The following is a 15,814-nucleotide window of genomic DNA, read 5'->3' as shown; positions in this document are numbered from 1 at the left end:
CCGCCGCGTGGACGTCCGCACGGCGTCAGGCGTCCGGTTCGTCCTCCTCCGCCGGAAGACTGAGCTCGACGTCGACGACCCCGTCGTCCTGGAACAGCTCGGAGGCCAGCCGCCCGGCGTCGGCCGTGCCCTCCAGACGCAGCAGCACCCGCGCGGCCGCGTCCGTGCGGCCGGGCAGCCGGTCGGCCTTCACCTCCACGATGCGGAACCCCCGCCGCGTGCACGCCTCCATCAGCCGTGGCAGCAGCGCACGCCCCGTCAGATAGGTCAGCCGCACCTCGACCGTCGCGGGCGCGCCGCCCGCGGCGCGCCCGGAGAGGTACGGATAGCCGCGTACGACGAGGAAGTGCAGCGCGGTCGTCGCCAGGGCCAGGATCGGCAGCCCGCCGCCGCAGGCCATGCCGACCGCGCAGGTCAGCCAGACCGTGGCGGCGGTCGTCAGCCCGCGCACCGCGTCCCGCCGTACGAAGATCAGACCACCGCCGATGAAGCCGATGCCGGAGACGATCTGGGCGGCCACCCGGGACGGGTCGAACGACACGTTGTCCAGGCCCAGCACATTGGTGAACCCGTGCTGGGACACCTCCATCATCAGCGCGCTGGCGACCCCGACCAGGGTGTGGGTGCGCAGTCCGGCGCTCTTCTGGTGGGCCTCCCGCTCCCAGCCGATCAGGCTCGACAGCAGCAGGGCGAGCCCCAGTTCGGCCAGCTGGCGCAGTCCCTGTCCATTGGCCACGTCCCACAGCGGAACGGCGAGCCCCGGCATGCGTCTCCCTTCGTCGGCGTCACGTCGGCCCGCCCATTGTGTGGCCGGCCCGGCCGTGTCGGGGTACCCGGCACGGGAGAAGGGACCCGAAGAACAGGAGCCACGCCGGTGCCACGTATGGACGCCGGCCAGGCGCGGCGGTGTTTCACGGCCGCCCGGGTGGCCCGCCTGGCCACGGTGGACGAGTCCGGGCGCCCCCGTCTGGTCCCGGTGGTCTTCGCCGTGCACGGCGAGAACGGCCTGGTGACGGCGGTCGACCGGAAACCGAAGCGCACCGCCCGCCTCGCCCGGTTGCGCGACGTCGCGGTCAACCCGGCGGTGTGCCTGCTGGTGGACGCCTACGACGAGGACTGGGACCGGCTGTGGTGGGCGCGCGCCGACGGCACCGCCCGGGTGATCCTTCCCTCGGAGGCCTCGGAGGCCTCGGAGGCCCCGGCCCCCGGCGCGCGCGAGTGCTACGAGGCGGCGCGCGCCGCGCTGTGCCGCAAGTACCCGCAGTACCGGTGCGCCCCGCCGCACGGCCCGGTGATCGCCGTCGACGTCCACCGATGGAGCGGCTGGCAGGCGGCCGGCGGCGCGTCGTTTGGAACCGCCGGATCCGGTTACGCGGCGCGCGACCGGTCGTCCACGGATCCCATCCGGGAGGTGCCCATGACCCGGCGAGTACGCGACGTGATGTCACCCGGCGCGGTGGCCGTCGAACCGATGACCACGCTGGACAGCACGGCCCGCGTGATGCGCGAGCAGAACGTCGGCGACGTGCTGGTGGCCTACGACTGCGACCTGTTCGGTGTCCTCACCGACCGGGACATCGTGGTCAGGGCCGTGGCCGCCGGCGACGACCCGCACACCACCACCGCGGGCTCGGTCTGCACCAGGCCGCCCGTGGTCACCCTGGCCCCCGACGACACCACCGACCACGCGGCCGAACTGATGCGCGAGTACGCCGTGCGCCGCCTGCCCGTCGTCGAGCACGGCGGCTGCCCCGTCGGCATGGTGAGCCTCGGCGACCTCGCCACCACGGAGGACCCGCGCTCGGCACTCGCGGACATCAGCAAGGCCGACCCCAACCGCTGAGGCCCGCGCCGGAGCACCCGCCGCAGCCCGCGCCGAGACGCGCGCGGACGCGTGTCCGCGACCATGGAAGTGAGGGGAAGCGCCCGTGTACGACGCCCCACGCAGCGGCAGCGAGCCGCGCACCGCGCGCAGTCCGCTGCGCCTGAGGCGGTGGCTGGCCGGGGTCTTCCTGCCCGTCTTCGCCGTGGCGGCCGCCCTGTTCGCCTACGGGGCCACCCGTTCCGGGCCCGGCGACAGCCCGTCGAGCACCGTCCTGGCCGCCCTCGCCGGCATCTGCGCCGCGCTCGCCCTCGCCACCGCCGTGGACCTGCTGGTCGTCGCCCGCCGGCTCCGAGCGGGGCGGGGCCGGTCCGCCTGACCGGGAGCGGGGGAAGAGCGCGTGGAAAGGGGGCGTTGCGGGCCGCTCGTGGTGGCTCGCAACGCCCCCCGGTACGCACCCGGGGGGATACCCCGGGAACCTTCAGGAGCCGACCTGCGCCGTGACCGGACCGGAGAAGGTGGTCAGCCGGGTGTAGACACCCGGCTGACCGGCCTCCGCGCAGCCGTTGCCCCAGGAAGTGATCCCTGCCAGGACGCCCCCGACTAGCAGGGGACCGCCGCTGTCGCCCTGGCAGGTGTCTGTGCCGCCGGACTCGTATCCGGCGCAAACCATGTCGCTCTCGACGAAGTCGGAGCCGTAGGCGCTCTCGCAGCCGGCGTCGGACACGACCGGGACGGTCGCGGTCCGCAGCTGGTTGGAGGAGCCGCCGCTCTCGGACGTGGTGCCCCAGCCGAGGATCCGGGCGGTGGTGCCGGCCGCGTACACGCCGGTGTCGGTGGGCGAGACGTACTTCGCCGGGGTGTACGGCATCGCGGTCGACAGGGTCAGCACGGCCACGTCGTCACCGCCGGCGGCGTCCTTGTAGTCCGGGGCGACCCAGATCCCGCCGACCTCGCTCACCGTCCCGTCGGTGCCGTCGAGGTAGGTGCGGCCGCCGACCACCCGCACGCTGCCGGTGCTCTCGCCGGCCACGCAGTGCGCCGCGGTGACCACCTTCCTGGCCGCCACCAGGGTGCCGCCGCAGAACTGGTTGCCGGCCGCGTCCGTGATCTGCATGACGAACGGGTACTCGGCCGTCGTGGTCGTGGTGCCGCCGACGACGGGCTGGGGTGCGTCGACGGGATGGGGGTCGGCGGTGGCGGTGGGGGCGGTGAGCAGCGCGGTCGCGGTGGTGGCGGCGCCGGTCGCGAACGCGGCGGCGGTCCGTCCGCCGCGCGTCCGTCTGACGCGGGTGAGGCCGAACATGCGTCTCCTCGTGGGGCCGGCCGATGGGGGGTCGCACGGGTGGGGTGGAGCACGGAAGTCCTGGAGTCCGGCGGACTCCCGTTGTGCCCGGGCGATCGGCACGCCCCTTACGCTAGGGCCCGGCCCACCCGCCTCCAATGAGGGAACCCCCTAGGGGCGTAGGGCAGGGAAAACCCTCGGTCCTCCCGGCCGGACCCGCGGTCACGGCCGTGGCCGGCCTGTCCTGGCCGACCCGGCGGTCGTGCGGCGCGCCCGGTGGGCCCTCACTGGATCCGTCCGGTCAGTCAACCCGGACCGGGCTCACTTCGCGCGCCGGCCCGCCGCCAATCGGACGATGTCCACCCGCGAACGGATCCCCAGCTTGCGGTAGACCCGGGTGAGGGTCGCCTCCACCGTCTTGACGCTGACGAACAGCCGCGCGGCGATCTCCCGGTTGGTCGCGCCCTCCATGACGAGCGCGGCCACCTGACGCTCCATCGCGGCCAGCCCCTCCAGCACCGCCGGCCCGTCCGGCGCCGCCGCCCCCTCGACCACCGGGGACCCGGCCGTGGCCGCCGGCGCCGGCGGCGCGGCCTCGGCGCGCACAGGTCGGGAACGGGCGGCGGCCTCCGCCATGCGCAGCCACGGCTGCGCCCGGCAGCGCCGGAAGAGCCGCGCCGCCTCGTCGTAGGACATCGGGCCCGGCACGGACCCCGCCCCGGCCCGGGCGACACCGAGGGTCCGCGGCAGGGTGCGCAGCCGGGCCAGCGCGAACGCGGCCCGCGCCTCCTCCAGGGTGTTCCCGAGCTTCGCCAGCCGGTCCTGTGCGGACGTCAGCTGGGCGAGGGCCGCCTCCGTCTCGCCGCGGGCCGCCCGGACCAGCGCCTCGGAGCGGTCCAGGACCGCCAGCACGCTCTCACGGCCCAGCCGCAGCGCGTGCGCGCGGGCCACGTCCACCACCTGCTGCGCCTCCTCCGGCTCGCCCACCAGCACCAGCGCCTCGGCCAGGTCGCCGTGCCAGCGGCCGCGGGCCGGATCGGTGATGCCGAGCCCGAGCTCCAGCTCCCGCACCCGGCGCAGCGCGTCCACGGCGGCCCGCGCGTCCCCAGCGACGAACTGGGCGTACCCCAGGGCGGCCAGGGCGCGCGAGAGATACATCAGGTCGCCGTCCTCCTCGGCGTGGCCCACCGCCTCCCGGGCCAGCGTCAGCGCCCGCCCGGTGTCGCCGCCGGAGGCCTCGGCTAGGGAGGCCAGCATCGCCGAGGCGCCCTCGCCGATTCCGGTGTCCCGGGCCAGCCTGAGGCTCTCCCGGGCCAGGTCCAGGGCGCGGCCGCAGTGCCCGGAGAGCAGCTCCGTCTCGGCGTGCGAGCGCAGGAAGTGCACCTCGCTCTCGACCATCCCGCGCCGGCGCACCTCGCGCAGCAGCGCGGTGATGGTGGCCCGGGCCTCGGCCAGCCGGCCGTTCATCAGCAGCCAGCGGAACCGGGCCGAGCCGACCCCGTTGTGGTGGCAGGCGACGTAGTCGTCCTGGGGCTCGCGCAGCGCCCGCTGGGTCGTCGCGGCGGCGTCGGGGTGGCCCATCAGGGTCTCGGTGGAGGCCTGGTGGGCCAGCGACATGAGCTCGGTGCGCCGGTCGCCGGCCCGGGCCGCCAGCCGGGCGGCGTGCGCGGCCTCCTGCCGGGCCTCGGCGAAGTCGCCCGCGACGATGAGCGCCCGCCAGGCCAGCATGTAGTGCACCAGGGCGAGCAGCCGCGGGTCGTCGCCGGCGTCGGCCAGCGCCTGCGGGAAGACGGCGTCCACCTCGCCGAGGGCCTGTCCGGCCGCCTCGATCACCACCATCCACGCCCGCACCCGCTCCGCCGGCACGGTGGCCCGGGTCAGCACCTCGCGGGCGATGTCGCGGGCGAGGTCCGCCTCGCCGGCCGTGATGGCGTCCTCGGCGGCCTGCAACCGCCGTTCGTCCGGGCCGGGTTCGCCGTCCGCCGGGGTGTGCCGGGCGGCGAGCAGCCCGAGCGAGGCGGCCACCGAGGGCGCCCCGCGGTCCCGGGCCAGGGCCGCGGCCTCGGCGAGCCGGGCGGCCACCTCGGGATCGGTTCCGGTGCTGGCCAGGGCCAGGTGCCGGGCCCGTTCGATCGGATCGGAGGCCGCGGTGGACAGCGCCGCGTGCGCGGCCCGGCGCTCCTGGGCGGGCGCCTCCGCGTACAGCGCGGCCGAGATCAGCGGATGCGCGAACCGTACGGCCGGGCCCTCCGGTTCGGTGGCCAGCAGCCCGAGTTCGGCGGCCTGGGCGCACTCGGACTCCGCGTTCTCCCGGCCGGCCGCGTGCAGCAGGGCCGGGGTGGGGCGGGCGCCCGCGCTGGCCACCAGCAGGGTGCGGCGCGCCTCGTCGGACAACATCTCCAGCCGGCTGAGGACCAGGGCGCGCAGCGAGGTGGGCACGGGCAGCGGCTCGCCGGGGCGCGGTGACGCGGGCGTCTCCGCGAGCGCCCGGCCCAGTTCCAGGGCGAACAGGGGGTTGCCGCCGCTGGTCCGGTGGATCTCGCGGACCGTGGAGCGGGGCAGGCCGGTGTAGCCGCGGTGGTCGAGCAGCGTGGAGACCTGGACGCGGGTCAGCGGGCCGAGCCGGACGGAGAGGGTGTCGGGCGGGCACGGGGGTCCCCCCGCCCGAGCGAAGCCGGGAGTGGGGGAGCCCAGGTGACGGCCGTACTCCTCTTCCTCGGTGCGCACCGCGCACAGCATCTGCACCGGGGTGCCGCCCAGCCGGCGGGCGGCGAAGCCGAGCAGTTCCGCGCTGGCCGAGTCCAGCCACTGCAGGTCGTCGGCGACGAGCAGGACGGGCCCCTGCGCGGCGAGCGCGCGCAGCGCGGAGAGCACCGCCAGGCGCAGCGCGAGGCCGTCGCGCTGGAGGGTGGACTCGCCGCGGCCGGTGAGCGCCGACTCGAGCGCGGTGCGCTGCGCGGCGGGCAGCTTGCCGGACACCTCCTCCAGGACCAGACCGAAGAGGTCGGCGAGGGCCAGGAAGGGCAGGTGCGATTCGGACTCGGTCGCCGAGCAGCGCAACACGGTGCGGGCCGCCGGCGCGTATTCCGCCGCCAATGCCCGCAGCACGGTGGACTTTCCTATTCCGGCCGGGCCGTGCAGCAGCACACTGCCGCCGCGGGTGAGCTGCTCGCGCGCCGCGGCGGACGGCTCCTCCTGGCCGATGACGAGCTCGGAGCGGCAGCTCGCAGGGTCCTTGAAGTCCCGTCGCACGGTCACCGCTCCCCTCGAATGTCGTGTCCGGGCCAAATTCTAGGCAACAAGTCCTTGAATTTCGGAGTGCCGGGGTGGTGAGGGAAATAACAGCGGCCGGCGCACGGCCTAAAGAAAGCACCGGCGAATGAATACGAACCCCACACGGACAGCCCTTCGAAGGTACTCCCACAGCCCACCCGACGGTACTCCGCCGGCCCCGGCGCGTGACGGTACTCGACCGCTCCGCGACCGCCACGCCCGTCCCCCCACGGCACCGGCCCCGCCCGGGTCGCGCCGCCCCCTACGGCAGCACCCCCGCCCGGCGCGCCGCCGTCACCGCCTCGCCGCGGGTGTGGGCGCCCAGCTTGCGCATGGCCGAGCGGAGGTAGGCCTTGACCGTCTCGGCGCTCAGTCCCAGCCGGGCGCCGGCCGTCGCGTTCGTCGCGCCGGCCGCCACGCAGGCCAGCACGTCCACCTCGCGCGGGGCCAGCCGCGCCGTCGCCGCCGGAGCCGCCGCCGTCAGCAGTCCGCAGGCGCTCAGCAGCTCCGCGCGCAACGCGGGGTCCGCGATCCTCGGGGCCAGGGCGCGCAGCGCCGCATGGGCCTCGCGGACCTGCTCCCACGCCGCCCCGGGCGCCGCGTCCCCGGGAGCCGCCTCCCCGGGGGCGGCCTTCGGGCGGGACGCCGCCAGCAGCTCCCGCGCCTCCTCCCGCACCACGAGCGCCTGCTCCACGTCCCGCGCCGCCGCCACGGCCGCGCTCAGCGTCCGGTCGCCCAGCGGCTGGGCGGTGCGCAGCGCGCCGTACAGCACCCCGCGCACCCGGCGCCGTACCACCACCGGCACCGCCAGCACCGAACGCAGCCCCTCCGCGGCGACCGCCGCGTCGTACTCGTGGCTGATCCGCCGGGACATCGAGTAGTCCGTCACCGCGCACGGGCGGGCCAGCTCCACCGCCTTGCCGCCCAGCCCGTTGCCCGAGGTCACCGCCAGCGCGCTCAGCGCGAGCGTCGCCGTGCCGGTCAGCTCGCTGATCCGCATCCGGGGCCGGCCCGGCTCGACCAGGCCGCCGAACGCGACCGGCAGCCCCGTCGCGCGCCGCAGCCGTACCAGCGCACCACGGATCTCCGCCGCCCCGGACGTCTCAGCCGTCACCCGCTCGTCCCTTCCTCACGGACCCGCGCCCCACCACACCCCCGTTCGGGGGTAGTGAGACCTGCATCACGGATTACACGATGGAGCCGAGCCGCACGGCAATGGTCCGGATTCTGGACCGCACATGGAGGACAGATGACGACGGCGACGGAGACCTTCCGCGGGGCGCGGGACTTCCTGCTGCAACACCGTGAGGACTACGCCACGGCCTACGCCGGGTTCCAGTGGCCCCGCCCGGAGCACTTCAACTGGGCGCTGGACTGGTTCGACGCCATCGCCGAGGGCAACGACCGCACCGCCCTGCACATCGTCGAGGAGGACGGCGCCGAGATCCGGCTCTCCTTCGCCGAGTTGGCCGAGCGCTCCGATCGCGCGGCCAACTGGCTGCGCGACCGCGGCGTCCAGCCCGAGGACCGCATCCTCGTCATGCTCGGCAACCAGGCCGAGCTGTGGGAGACCGCGCTCGCCGCGATGAAGCTGCGCGCCGTCGTCATCCCCGCCACCCCGCTGCTCGGCCCCGCCGACCTGCGCGACCGCGTCGAGCGCGGCCGGGCCAAGCACGTGATCGTGCGCGCCGGGGACACCGCGAAGTTCGACGACGTGCCCGGCGCCTACACCCGGATCTCGGTCGGCGGCCTGCCCGAGGAGGGCTGGGAGCCGTACGAGGACGTGTACGCGGCGCCCGCCGAGTTCGTCCCCGACGGCCCCACCCTCGCCGACGACCCGCTGATGCTCTACTTCACCTCGGGCACCACCGCCCACCCCAAGCTGGTCGAGCACACCCACACCTCGTACCCGATCGGGCACCTGGCCACCATGTACTGGGTCGGCCTCAAGCCCGGCGACGTGCACCTGAACATCTCCTCGCCCGGCTGGGCCAAGCACGCCTGGTCGAACCTGTTCGCGCCGTGGAACGCCGAGGCGACCGTCTTCATCCACAACTACACCCGCTTCGACGCGGCCCGGCTGATGGCCGAGATGGACCGCGTCGGCGTCACCACCTTCTGTGCCCCGCCCACCGTGTGGCGCATGCTCATCCAGGCCGATCTGAGCCGGCTGGCCACCCCGCCGCGCGAGGTCGTAGCCGCCGGTGAGCCGCTGAACCCGGAAGTCGTCGAGCAGGTCCGGCGGGCCTGGGGGGTGACGGTCCGGGACGGTTTCGGGCAGACCGAGACGGCCGTGCAGGTCTCCAACAGCCCCGGCCAGGAGCTGAAGGCCGGCTCCATGGGCCGCCCCAGCCCCGGGTTCCGCGTCGAACTGCTCGACCCGGTCTCCGGCGCGCCCGGCGCGCGCGAGGGCGAGATCGCGCTCGACCTGTCCGCCCGCCCGGTCGGCCTGATGACCGGCTACCACGGCGACGCCGACCGCACCGCGGAGGCCATGGCCGGCGGCTACTACCGCACCGGCGACGTCGCCTCCCGGGACGAGGACGGCTACCTGACCTACATCGGACGCTCCGACGACGTCTTCAAGGCCTCCGACTATAAGATCAGCCCCTTCGAGCTGGAGAGCGCGCTGCTGGAGCACGAGGCGGTGGCCGAGGCGGCCGTCGTGCCCGCGCCGGACGAACTGCGCCTGGCCGTCCCGAAGGCGTACGTCGTGCTCGCGGCGGGCTGGGAGCCCGGCCCCGGCACCGCCAAGGTGCTCTTCGAGCACTCCCGTCAGGTCCTCGCCCCCTACAAGCGCGTCCGCCGCCTGGAGTTCGGCGACCTGCCCAAGACGGTCTCCGGGAAGATCCGCCGGATCGAGCTGCGCGAGGCCACGGCCGGCGGTTCGGACGCCGAGTACCGCGAGGAGGACTTCCGGTGACCGCCGGGCTGTCGTACGCCCACGGGACGAGCCGGACGACCCTGCTCGGCGACACCATCGGCGCCAACCTGGACCGGGCCGTGGCCGCCTGGCCCGACCGCGAGGCGCTGGTCGACGTCCCCTCGGGGCGACGCTGGACGTACGCGGGGTTCGCCGCCGACGTGGACCGGCTGGCCCGCGCGCTGCTGGCGAGCGGCGTAGCCAAGGGCGACCGGGTCGGCATCTGGGCCGTCAACTGCGCCGAGTGGGTGCTGGTCCAGTACGCCACCGCCCGCATCGGCGCGATCATGGTGAACATCAACCCGGCGTACCGCACGCACGAGGTCGAGTACGTCCTCAAGCAGGCGGGCGTCTGTCTGCTGTTCGCCTCGCTGCGGCACAAGAGCAGCGACTACCGGGGGATGGTGGAGCAAGTGCGGGGCGCGTGCCCCGACTTGCGGGAGGCCGTCTACATCGACGACCCGAGCTGGGAGGCGTTCGCCGCTCGCGACACCCCCGACCGCGCCGAGGAACTGCGCCTGCGCGCCGCCGAGCTGTCCTGCGACGACCCGATCAACATCCAGTACACCTCGGGCACCACCGGTTTCCCGAAGGGCGCCACCCTCTCCCACCACAACATCCTCAACAACGGTTACTTCGTGGGGGAGTTGATCGCCTACACCGAGCAGGACCGGATCTGCGTGCCGGTGCCCTTCTACCACTGCTTCGGCATGGTGATGGGCAACCTCGCGGCCACCTCGCACGGCGCCTGTCTCGTCATCCCCGCCGCGTCCTTCGACCCGGAGGCCACCTTGGCGGCCGTGCAGCAGGAGCGCTGCACCTCGCTGTACGGCGTGCCGACCATGTTCATCGCCGAGCTGAACCTCCCCGGCTTCGCGGAGTACGACCTCTCCACCCTGCGCACCGGCATCATGGCGGGCTCGACCTGCCCGGTGGAGGTGATGAAGCGGGTGGTCGCCGAGATGCACATGGCCGAGGTCGCCATCTCCTACGGCATGACCGAGACCTCCCCGGTGTCGTTGCAGACCCGGACGGACGACGACCTCGAACACCGCACCGGGACGGTCGGCCGGGTGCTGCCGCACCTGGAGGTGAAGATCGTCGACCCGGCCACCGGCGTCACGCGACCGCGCGGCACGGCAGGCGAGTTGTGCACCCGGGGCTACAGCGTGATGCTCGGCTACTGGGAGGAGCCGGAGAAGACCGCCGAGGTGATCGACGCCGGCCGCTGGATGCACACCGGGGACCTCGCGGTGATGCGCGAGGACGGCTACGTGGAGATCGTCGGCCGGATCAAGGACATGATCATCCGGGGCGGTGAGAACGTCTACCCGCGCGAGATCGAGGAGTTCCTCTACGCCCACCCCAAGATCCGCGACGTGCAGGTCGTCGGTGTTCCGCACGAGAAGTACGGCGAGGAGGTCCTCGCCTGCGTCATCCCGCTGGACGCGGCCGACCCGCTCACGCTGGAGGAGCTGCGGGCCTTCTGCGCGGACCGTCTGGCCCACTACAAGATCCCGAGCCGGCTGAGCCTCCTGGACGCCTTCCCGATGACGGTCTCCGGCAAGGTGCGCAAGGTCGAGTTGCGCGAGCGGTACGGCGCGCCGGGAGCCGCGGCGCCCGAGGAGGTGTGAAAGGCCGGACGACGAGCATCCGGTAGTAGTTCGACGGGGGACCCCGGCCGGGATCCGAGTGCGCAGTCGGCGGCGCACACGGCGGGCCGGGGTTCTTCTCGTATCAGGGGGCCTTCGGGCCCCCTTCGGCGTCTTCCGGCGGGCCGGCCCTTCGCCCGGCCCGCCTTCCCGCGCGTCTCCCGCTGCCCTGTGCCGCGACGCTCCGGCTCGGCCGTTCCCCGGGCCCCGGCCCGGCGTTTCCCCGTGCCCGCTCGTCGCCGTGCCCCGCGACGCCCTTGACGCCCTTCGCGCACCCCCCTACATTGCTTCCAGATCGTAGAAAACACTTTCCGCTATACGGAAGTACGGAGAGAGCTCACCGCGGGGCGCGACGGGCGTGCGAATCCGGCAGCCGAAGACAGCAGAAGACAGCCGAAGCAGGAGTACTCGATGGCTCGTATGACCGCTGCCCGCGCGGCAGTTGAGATCCTCAAGCGCGAGGGCGTCACCGACGCGTTCGGTGTGCCGGGCGCGGCGATCAACCCGTTCTACGCGGCGCTCAAGGCCTCCGGCGGCATCACCCACACCCTCGCCCGCCACGTCGAGGGCGCCTCCCACATGGCCGAGGGCTACACCCGTACGCACGCCGGCAACATCGGCGTCTGCATCGGCACCTCGGGCCCGGCCGGCACCGACATGATCACCGGCCTGTACTCGGCCATCGGCGACTCCATCCCGATCCTGTGCATCACGGGCCAGGCCCCGACCGCCGTGATCCACAAGGAGGACTTCCAGGCCGTCGACATCGCCTCCATCGCCAAGCCGGTGACCAAGATGGCGGTCACCGTCCTGGAGGCCGCGCAGGTCCCCGGCGTCTTCCAGCAGGCCTTCCACCTGATGCGCTCCGGCCGCCCCGGCCCCGTCCTGATCGACCTGCCGATCGACGTGCAGATGACGGAGATCGAGTTCGACCCGGACACCTACGAGCCGCTGCCGGTCTACAAGCCCGCGGCGACCCGCGCCCAGATCGAGAAGGCGCTGACGATGCTGACCGCCGCCGAGCGGCCGCTGATCGTCGCGGGCGGCGGCGTCATCAACGCCGACGCGGCCGACCTGCTCGTCGAGTTCGCCGAGCTGACCGGGACCCCGGTGGTGCCGACCCTGATGGGCTGGGGCCTCCTGCCCGACGACCACGAGCTGAACGCCGGCATGGTCGGCCTGCAGACCTCGCACCGCTACGGCAACGCGACCTTCCTGGAGTCCGACTTCGTCCTCGGCATCGGCAACCGCTGGGCCAACCGCCACACCGGCAAGCTGGACGTCTACACGGCCGGCCGGAAGTTCGTCCACGTCGACGTCGAGCCCACCCAGATCGGCAAGATCTTCGCCCCGGACTACGGCATCGCCTCCGACGCGAAGGCCGCCCTGGAGCTGTTCGTCGAGGTGGCCAAGGAGCTGAAGGCGGCCGGCGAGCTGCCCGACCGCTCCGCGTGGGCCGCGTCCGCGCAGGAGCGCAAGTCGACGCTCCAGCGCCGTACGCACTTCGACGACATCCCGATCAAGCCGCAGCGCGTCTACGAGGAGATGAACAAGGCCTTCGGCCCGGAGACCCGGTACGTCTCCACCATCGGCCTCTCCCAGATCGCCGGCGCGCAGATGCTGCACGTCTTCCGGCCGCGGCACTGGATCAACTGCGGCCAGGCGGGCCCGCTGGGCTGGACCGTCCCGGCCGCGCTCGGCGTCGCCAAGGCCGACCCGGACTCCCCGGTCGTCGCCCTCTCCGGCGACTACGACTTCCAGTTCATGCTGGAGGAGCTGGCCGTCGGCGCGCAGCACAAGATCCCCTACGTGCACGTCCTGGTCAACAACTCCTACCTGGGCCTGATCCGCCAGGCGCAGCGGGCCTTCGACATCGACTTCCAGGTCAAGCTGGAGTTCGAGAACGTCAACTCGCCCGAGCTGGGCGTCTACGGCGTCGACCACGTCAAGGTCGCCGAGGGCCTGGGCTGCAAGGCGATCCGGGTGACCGACCCGGCCGAGCTGGGCACCGCCCTCGAACAGGCCAAGAAGCTCGCGGCCGAGTTCCGGGTGCCGGTCGTCGTCGAGGCGATCCTGGAGCGCGTCACGAACATCTCGATGTCCGGCACCAACGACATCGGCAACGTCGTCGAGTTCGAGGAGCTGGCCACCGAGCCCGGCCACGCGCCGACCGCGATCAAGCCGCTGAAGGTCTGACGCACCCCCGCACCACCACGACGAAGGGGTGACCCGTCCTCAAGGACGGGTCACCCCTTCGTCGTGCTCGTACGAGCACCGGGCGGGCCCCGCCGCCCCCGTGCCGACGGGCCCCGCCGGAGGGAAGTCTGCCCCTTCCGCACCCCGCCCGAAGCCCCCCGCGCCCGGGTTCAGAGCTTGATTTGAGCATGACGTAGTCGGCCTGCGTACGGTGCTGTACGCGCCGTACCGCCGGCACGCGCCCCCGAGCCCGGGACACCAGAGCCCGGGTCACCCGAGCCCGGGACACCCGCTCCGACGTCCCCGTGCCCAGCCGTCGTGCCCGGCCGTCCCGTGCCCGGCCGTGCCACACCGGATGTCGTACTGGGACGTCGTGCCGGGGCGCCGTGCCGGGGCGTCCCGTCCTCAGAAGTCCTCGTGTTCCGACAGGCCCGGCCACTCGTCCGGGCCGCCGCCCTGCCACTCGATGAGGTCGCTCTCCTCGACCTCGACGCGGTCCAGGTCGGCCAGGCGGAGGATCTCGATCACGTCGTCCAGATGGGAGGCGAGCCCGAGCGTCACGTCGCCCTCGGTGACCCGGCGGGAGCCGTCCAGGGCCGGCGCGTGCACCACGATGTGCGGATGCTGCGTGAGGTGGTCCATGCCCTCAGCCTCCTGCCGCCGCGGTCGCCGCGCACCCCGGGGAGGGACGCCGGGGGCGGGACACGGAAGAGCGCCGGATGCGGGACCGTCCGCATCCGGCGCTCTTCGGCCCGGTGAGGTGTGGAGTTGTTCGTTGGTGCCCGTCCGACGGCACGAGACTGGGCGCGACAGGACATTCGCGCCGCCGGACGGAGTCTGGTGGGGGAGGGGCCTCGAGCGGGCGAGGCGGGTTCCGGGCTGGGACCGTGGTGGGTGCGACGGCCGCGCGAGGCCTTCCCTCTGGTCGAGAAGGCGCTGCGCGCGAGCCTTCACCACCGCACTGGCTCGCACTGCCCCGAGTTCTCGCCTTCGCTCGAACAGGGGGCACCCCCACCACGGTCCTCGCCCTGACCGCGCAGGTGCCGGGACGACCACCCCTCATCCGGGTCGCCCGACGCCCGCGCGGGGCGTTACGCGTCCGGGTCCCGACCTCCCCGTCGGGACTCCGGACGCGGCTTGTGGATCAGTCCTCGCGCAGGGCGCGGACGGCCGCCTCCACGCGCTTGCCGTAGTCCGGGTCGGCGGCGTGGAAGTGCGCGAGGTTCTTCTCGATCACGTCGTTGCGGGAGACCTGGGACAGACCGCCCGCGATGTTCGCGACCAGACGCTTCTTCTCGTCCTCGGACATGAGGCGGTACAGCTCGCCCGCCTGGTAGAAGTCGTCGTCCTTGGTGTGCAGCGGGGCCTCGTGGGTGCCGGTGTGGCCGTCGACCGCCAGCGGGGCGAACAGCGGGCGTCCGGTCTCCACGGGGCCGTCGTAGGAGTTCGGCTCGTAGTTCTTGGCGTACCGGCCCTGGGAGTTGGACGCCATCAGGCCGTCGCGGCCGTAGTTGGCGGCGCCGCCGGGCACGGCCTTGGGCGCGTTCACCGCGAGCTGGGTGTGGTTGACGCCCAGGCGGTAGCGGTGGGCGTCGGCGTAGGCGAACAGCCGGCCCTGGAGCATCTTGTCCGGCGAGGGGCCGATGCCCGGCACGAAGTTGTTCGGGGAGAACGCGGCCTGCTCGACCTCGGCGAACACGTTGTCCGGGTTGCGGTCCAGCACCAGGCGGCCCACGCGCCGCAGCGGGTAGTCCGCGTGCGGCCACACCTTGGTCAGGTCGAACGGGTTGAAGCGGTAGTGCGCCGCCTCGGCCGCCGGCATGATCTGGACGTACAGGGTCCAGGACGGGTGCACTCCGCGCTCGATCGCCTGGAGCAGGTCGGTCTGGTGCGAGTTGGGGTCCTTGCCCGCCAGCTCGGCGGCCTGCTCGCCGGTCAGGCAGCGGATGCCCTGGTCGGTCTTGAAGTGGTACTTGACGAAGAAGGCCTCGCCCGCCTCGTTCGTCCACTGGTAGGTGTGCGAGCCGAAGCCGTCCATGTGGCGGTACGACGCCGGGATGCCGCGGTCGCCCATCAGCCACGTCACCTGGTGGGTGGCCTCGGGGGCGTGGGCCCAGAAGTCGAAGACGTTGTCCGGCTCCTGGCGGCCGGTGAACGGGTCGCGCTTCTGCGAGTGGATGAAGTCGGGGAACTTGATCGGGTCCTTGATGAAGAACACCGGGGTGTTGTTGCCGACGAGGTCGTAGTTGCCCTCCTCGGTGTAGAACTTCACCGCGAAGCCGCGCGGGTCACGCACCGCGTCGGCGCCGCCGAGGGAGTCGGCCACGGTGGAGAAGCGCACGAACACCTCGGTGCGCTTGCCGACCGTGCCGAGGAAGTCGGCGTAGGTGAAGCCGGTGACGTCGTCGGTCACCTCGAAGTGGCCGTAGGCGCCGGAACCGCGGGCGTGCACCACACGCTCCGGGATGCGCTCGCGGTTGAAGCGAGCCAGCTTCTCCAGGAGGTGCTGGTCCTGCAGGAGGAGCGGGCCGCCGATGCCGGCGGAAGCGGAGTTCTGGTTGTCGGCGACCGGGGCGCCGGACTCTGTCGTGAGCACGCGCTTCGACATCGAAGACCTTCCGTACGAGGGGCAGCGGAAACTTGTTTCCGCTTTGTGGAGCCTA

The 15,814-nt window shown here is 73.3% G+C and carries 11 protein-coding genes and 1 pseudogene; 6 read left to right on the top strand and 6 right to left on the bottom strand.

Annotated elements, in window-relative coordinates; genetic code table 11:
* Nucleotides 1-25 precede the first annotated feature (25 nt).
* A complete protein-coding gene (locus tag ACH5A8_RS07800; protein ID WP_398999098.1) occupies nucleotides 26-766 on the bottom strand; it encodes an MgtC/SapB family protein in 741 nt (246 codons plus the stop codon).
* 117 nt (nucleotides 767-883) lie between these two features.
* Here ACH5A8_RS07800 and ACH5A8_RS07795 point away from each other — a divergent pair.
* The 3 genes and pseudogenes from ACH5A8_RS07795 to ACH5A8_RS07785 all read left to right on the top strand — a co-directional run.
* Nucleotides 884-1,270 (top strand): annotated as a pseudogene (locus tag ACH5A8_RS07795) (TIGR03668 family PPOX class F420-dependent oxidoreductase); the annotation flags it as partial.
* A 147-nt stretch (nucleotides 1,271-1,417) separates the two neighbouring features.
* Nucleotides 1,418-1,843, top strand: a complete 426-nt coding sequence (locus ACH5A8_RS07790) for a CBS domain-containing protein (protein ID WP_398999786.1) — start codon at nucleotides 1,418-1,420, stop codon at nucleotides 1,841-1,843.
* Nucleotides 1,844-1,928: 85 nt separating this feature from the next.
* A complete protein-coding gene (locus tag ACH5A8_RS07785; protein WP_398999096.1) occupies nucleotides 1,929-2,201 on the top strand; it encodes a DUF6343 family protein in 273 nt (90 codons plus the stop codon).
* Nucleotides 2,202-2,303: 102 nt separating this feature from the next.
* On the opposite strand, the gene ACH5A8_RS07780 is transcribed toward ACH5A8_RS07785, so the two are convergent.
* From ACH5A8_RS07780 to ACH5A8_RS07770, 3 genes are all read right to left on the bottom strand, one after another.
* Entirely contained in the window at nucleotides 2,304-3,128 is an 825-nt protein-coding gene (locus ACH5A8_RS07780) for a S1 family peptidase (RefSeq protein ID WP_398999094.1), read from the bottom strand.
* 300 nt (nucleotides 3,129-3,428) lie between these two features.
* Complete coding sequence (locus tag ACH5A8_RS07775) at nucleotides 3,429-6,365, bottom strand: AAA family ATPase (RefSeq protein WP_398999092.1); 2,937 nt, start codon at nucleotides 6,363-6,365, stop codon at nucleotides 3,429-3,431.
* A gap of 277 nt (nucleotides 6,366-6,642) precedes the next feature.
* Nucleotides 6,643-7,494, bottom strand: a complete 852-nt coding sequence (locus tag ACH5A8_RS07770; protein WP_398999089.1) for a response regulator transcription factor — start codon at nucleotides 7,492-7,494, stop codon at nucleotides 6,643-6,645.
* Nucleotides 7,495-7,629: 135 nt separating this feature from the next.
* Between ACH5A8_RS07770 and ACH5A8_RS07765 the strand changes: the two genes are divergently transcribed.
* From ACH5A8_RS07765 to gcl, 3 genes are all read left to right on the top strand, one after another.
* On the top strand, nucleotides 7,630-9,303 hold the full coding sequence (locus tag ACH5A8_RS07765; RefSeq protein ID WP_398999087.1) for an AMP-binding protein: 1,674 nt from the start codon (nucleotides 7,630-7,632) through the stop codon (nucleotides 9,301-9,303).
* Nucleotides 9,300-10,937 (top strand): AMP-binding protein, encoded by a 1,638-nt coding sequence (locus ACH5A8_RS07760; RefSeq protein WP_398999085.1) that lies wholly within the window; start codon nucleotides 9,300-9,302, stop codon nucleotides 10,935-10,937. Before ACH5A8_RS07765 ends, ACH5A8_RS07760 begins: the two co-directional genes overlap by 4 nt.
* A gap of 429 nt (nucleotides 10,938-11,366) precedes the next feature.
* Nucleotides 11,367-13,151 (top strand): glyoxylate carboligase, encoded by a 1,785-nt coding sequence (gene gcl / locus ACH5A8_RS07755; RefSeq protein ID WP_398999083.1) that lies wholly within the window; start codon nucleotides 11,367-11,369, stop codon nucleotides 13,149-13,151.
* 405 nt (nucleotides 13,152-13,556) lie between these two features.
* On the opposite strand, the gene ACH5A8_RS07750 is transcribed toward gcl, so the two are convergent.
* The gene (locus ACH5A8_RS07750; protein ID WP_398999081.1) at nucleotides 13,557-13,793 is read right to left on the bottom strand and encodes a hypothetical protein; all 237 of its coding nucleotides are present in this window, start codon (nucleotides 13,791-13,793) and stop codon (nucleotides 13,557-13,559) included.
* Nucleotides 13,794-14,295: 502 nt separating this feature from the next.
* Complete coding sequence (locus ACH5A8_RS07745; protein WP_398999079.1) at nucleotides 14,296-15,759, bottom strand: catalase; 1,464 nt, start codon at nucleotides 15,757-15,759, stop codon at nucleotides 14,296-14,298.
* Nucleotides 15,760-15,814 lie beyond the last annotated feature (55 nt).

Origin of the sequence: Streptomyces sp. NPDC018610 (assembly GCF_044391765.1) — a bacterium.
Lineage (GTDB): Bacteria > Actinomycetota > Actinomycetes > Streptomycetales > Streptomycetaceae > Streptomyces.
Note: the sequence above shows the minus strand (reverse complement) of the source record. Positions and strands in the feature narration are given on the sequence as shown.

What these genes read in the sequence shown, in the direction of transcription:
- ACH5A8_RS07800 (WP_398999098.1), bottom strand. Translation starts at nt 766, where the DNA reads ATGCCGGGGCTCGCCGTTCCGCTGTGGGACGTGGCCAATGGACAGGGA.
- ACH5A8_RS07790 (WP_398999786.1), top strand. Translation starts at nt 1,418, where the DNA reads ATGACCCGGCGAGTACGCGACGTGATGTCACCCGGCGCGGTGGCCGTC.
- ACH5A8_RS07780 (WP_398999094.1), bottom strand. Translation starts at nt 3,128, where the DNA reads ATGTTCGGCCTCACCCGCGTCAGACGGACGCGCGGCGGACGGACCGCC.
- ACH5A8_RS07765 (WP_398999087.1), top strand. Translation starts at nt 7,630, where the DNA reads ATGACGACGGCGACGGAGACCTTCCGCGGGGCGCGGGACTTCCTGCTG.
- gcl (WP_398999083.1), top strand. Translation starts at nt 11,367, where the DNA reads ATGGCTCGTATGACCGCTGCCCGCGCGGCAGTTGAGATCCTCAAGCGC.
- ACH5A8_RS07750 (WP_398999081.1), bottom strand. Translation starts at nt 13,793, where the DNA reads ATGGACCACCTCACGCAGCATCCGCACATCGTGGTGCACGCGCCGGCC.
- ACH5A8_RS07745 (WP_398999079.1), bottom strand. Translation starts at nt 15,759, where the DNA reads ATGTCGAAGCGCGTGCTCACGACAGAGTCCGGCGCCCCGGTCGCCGAC.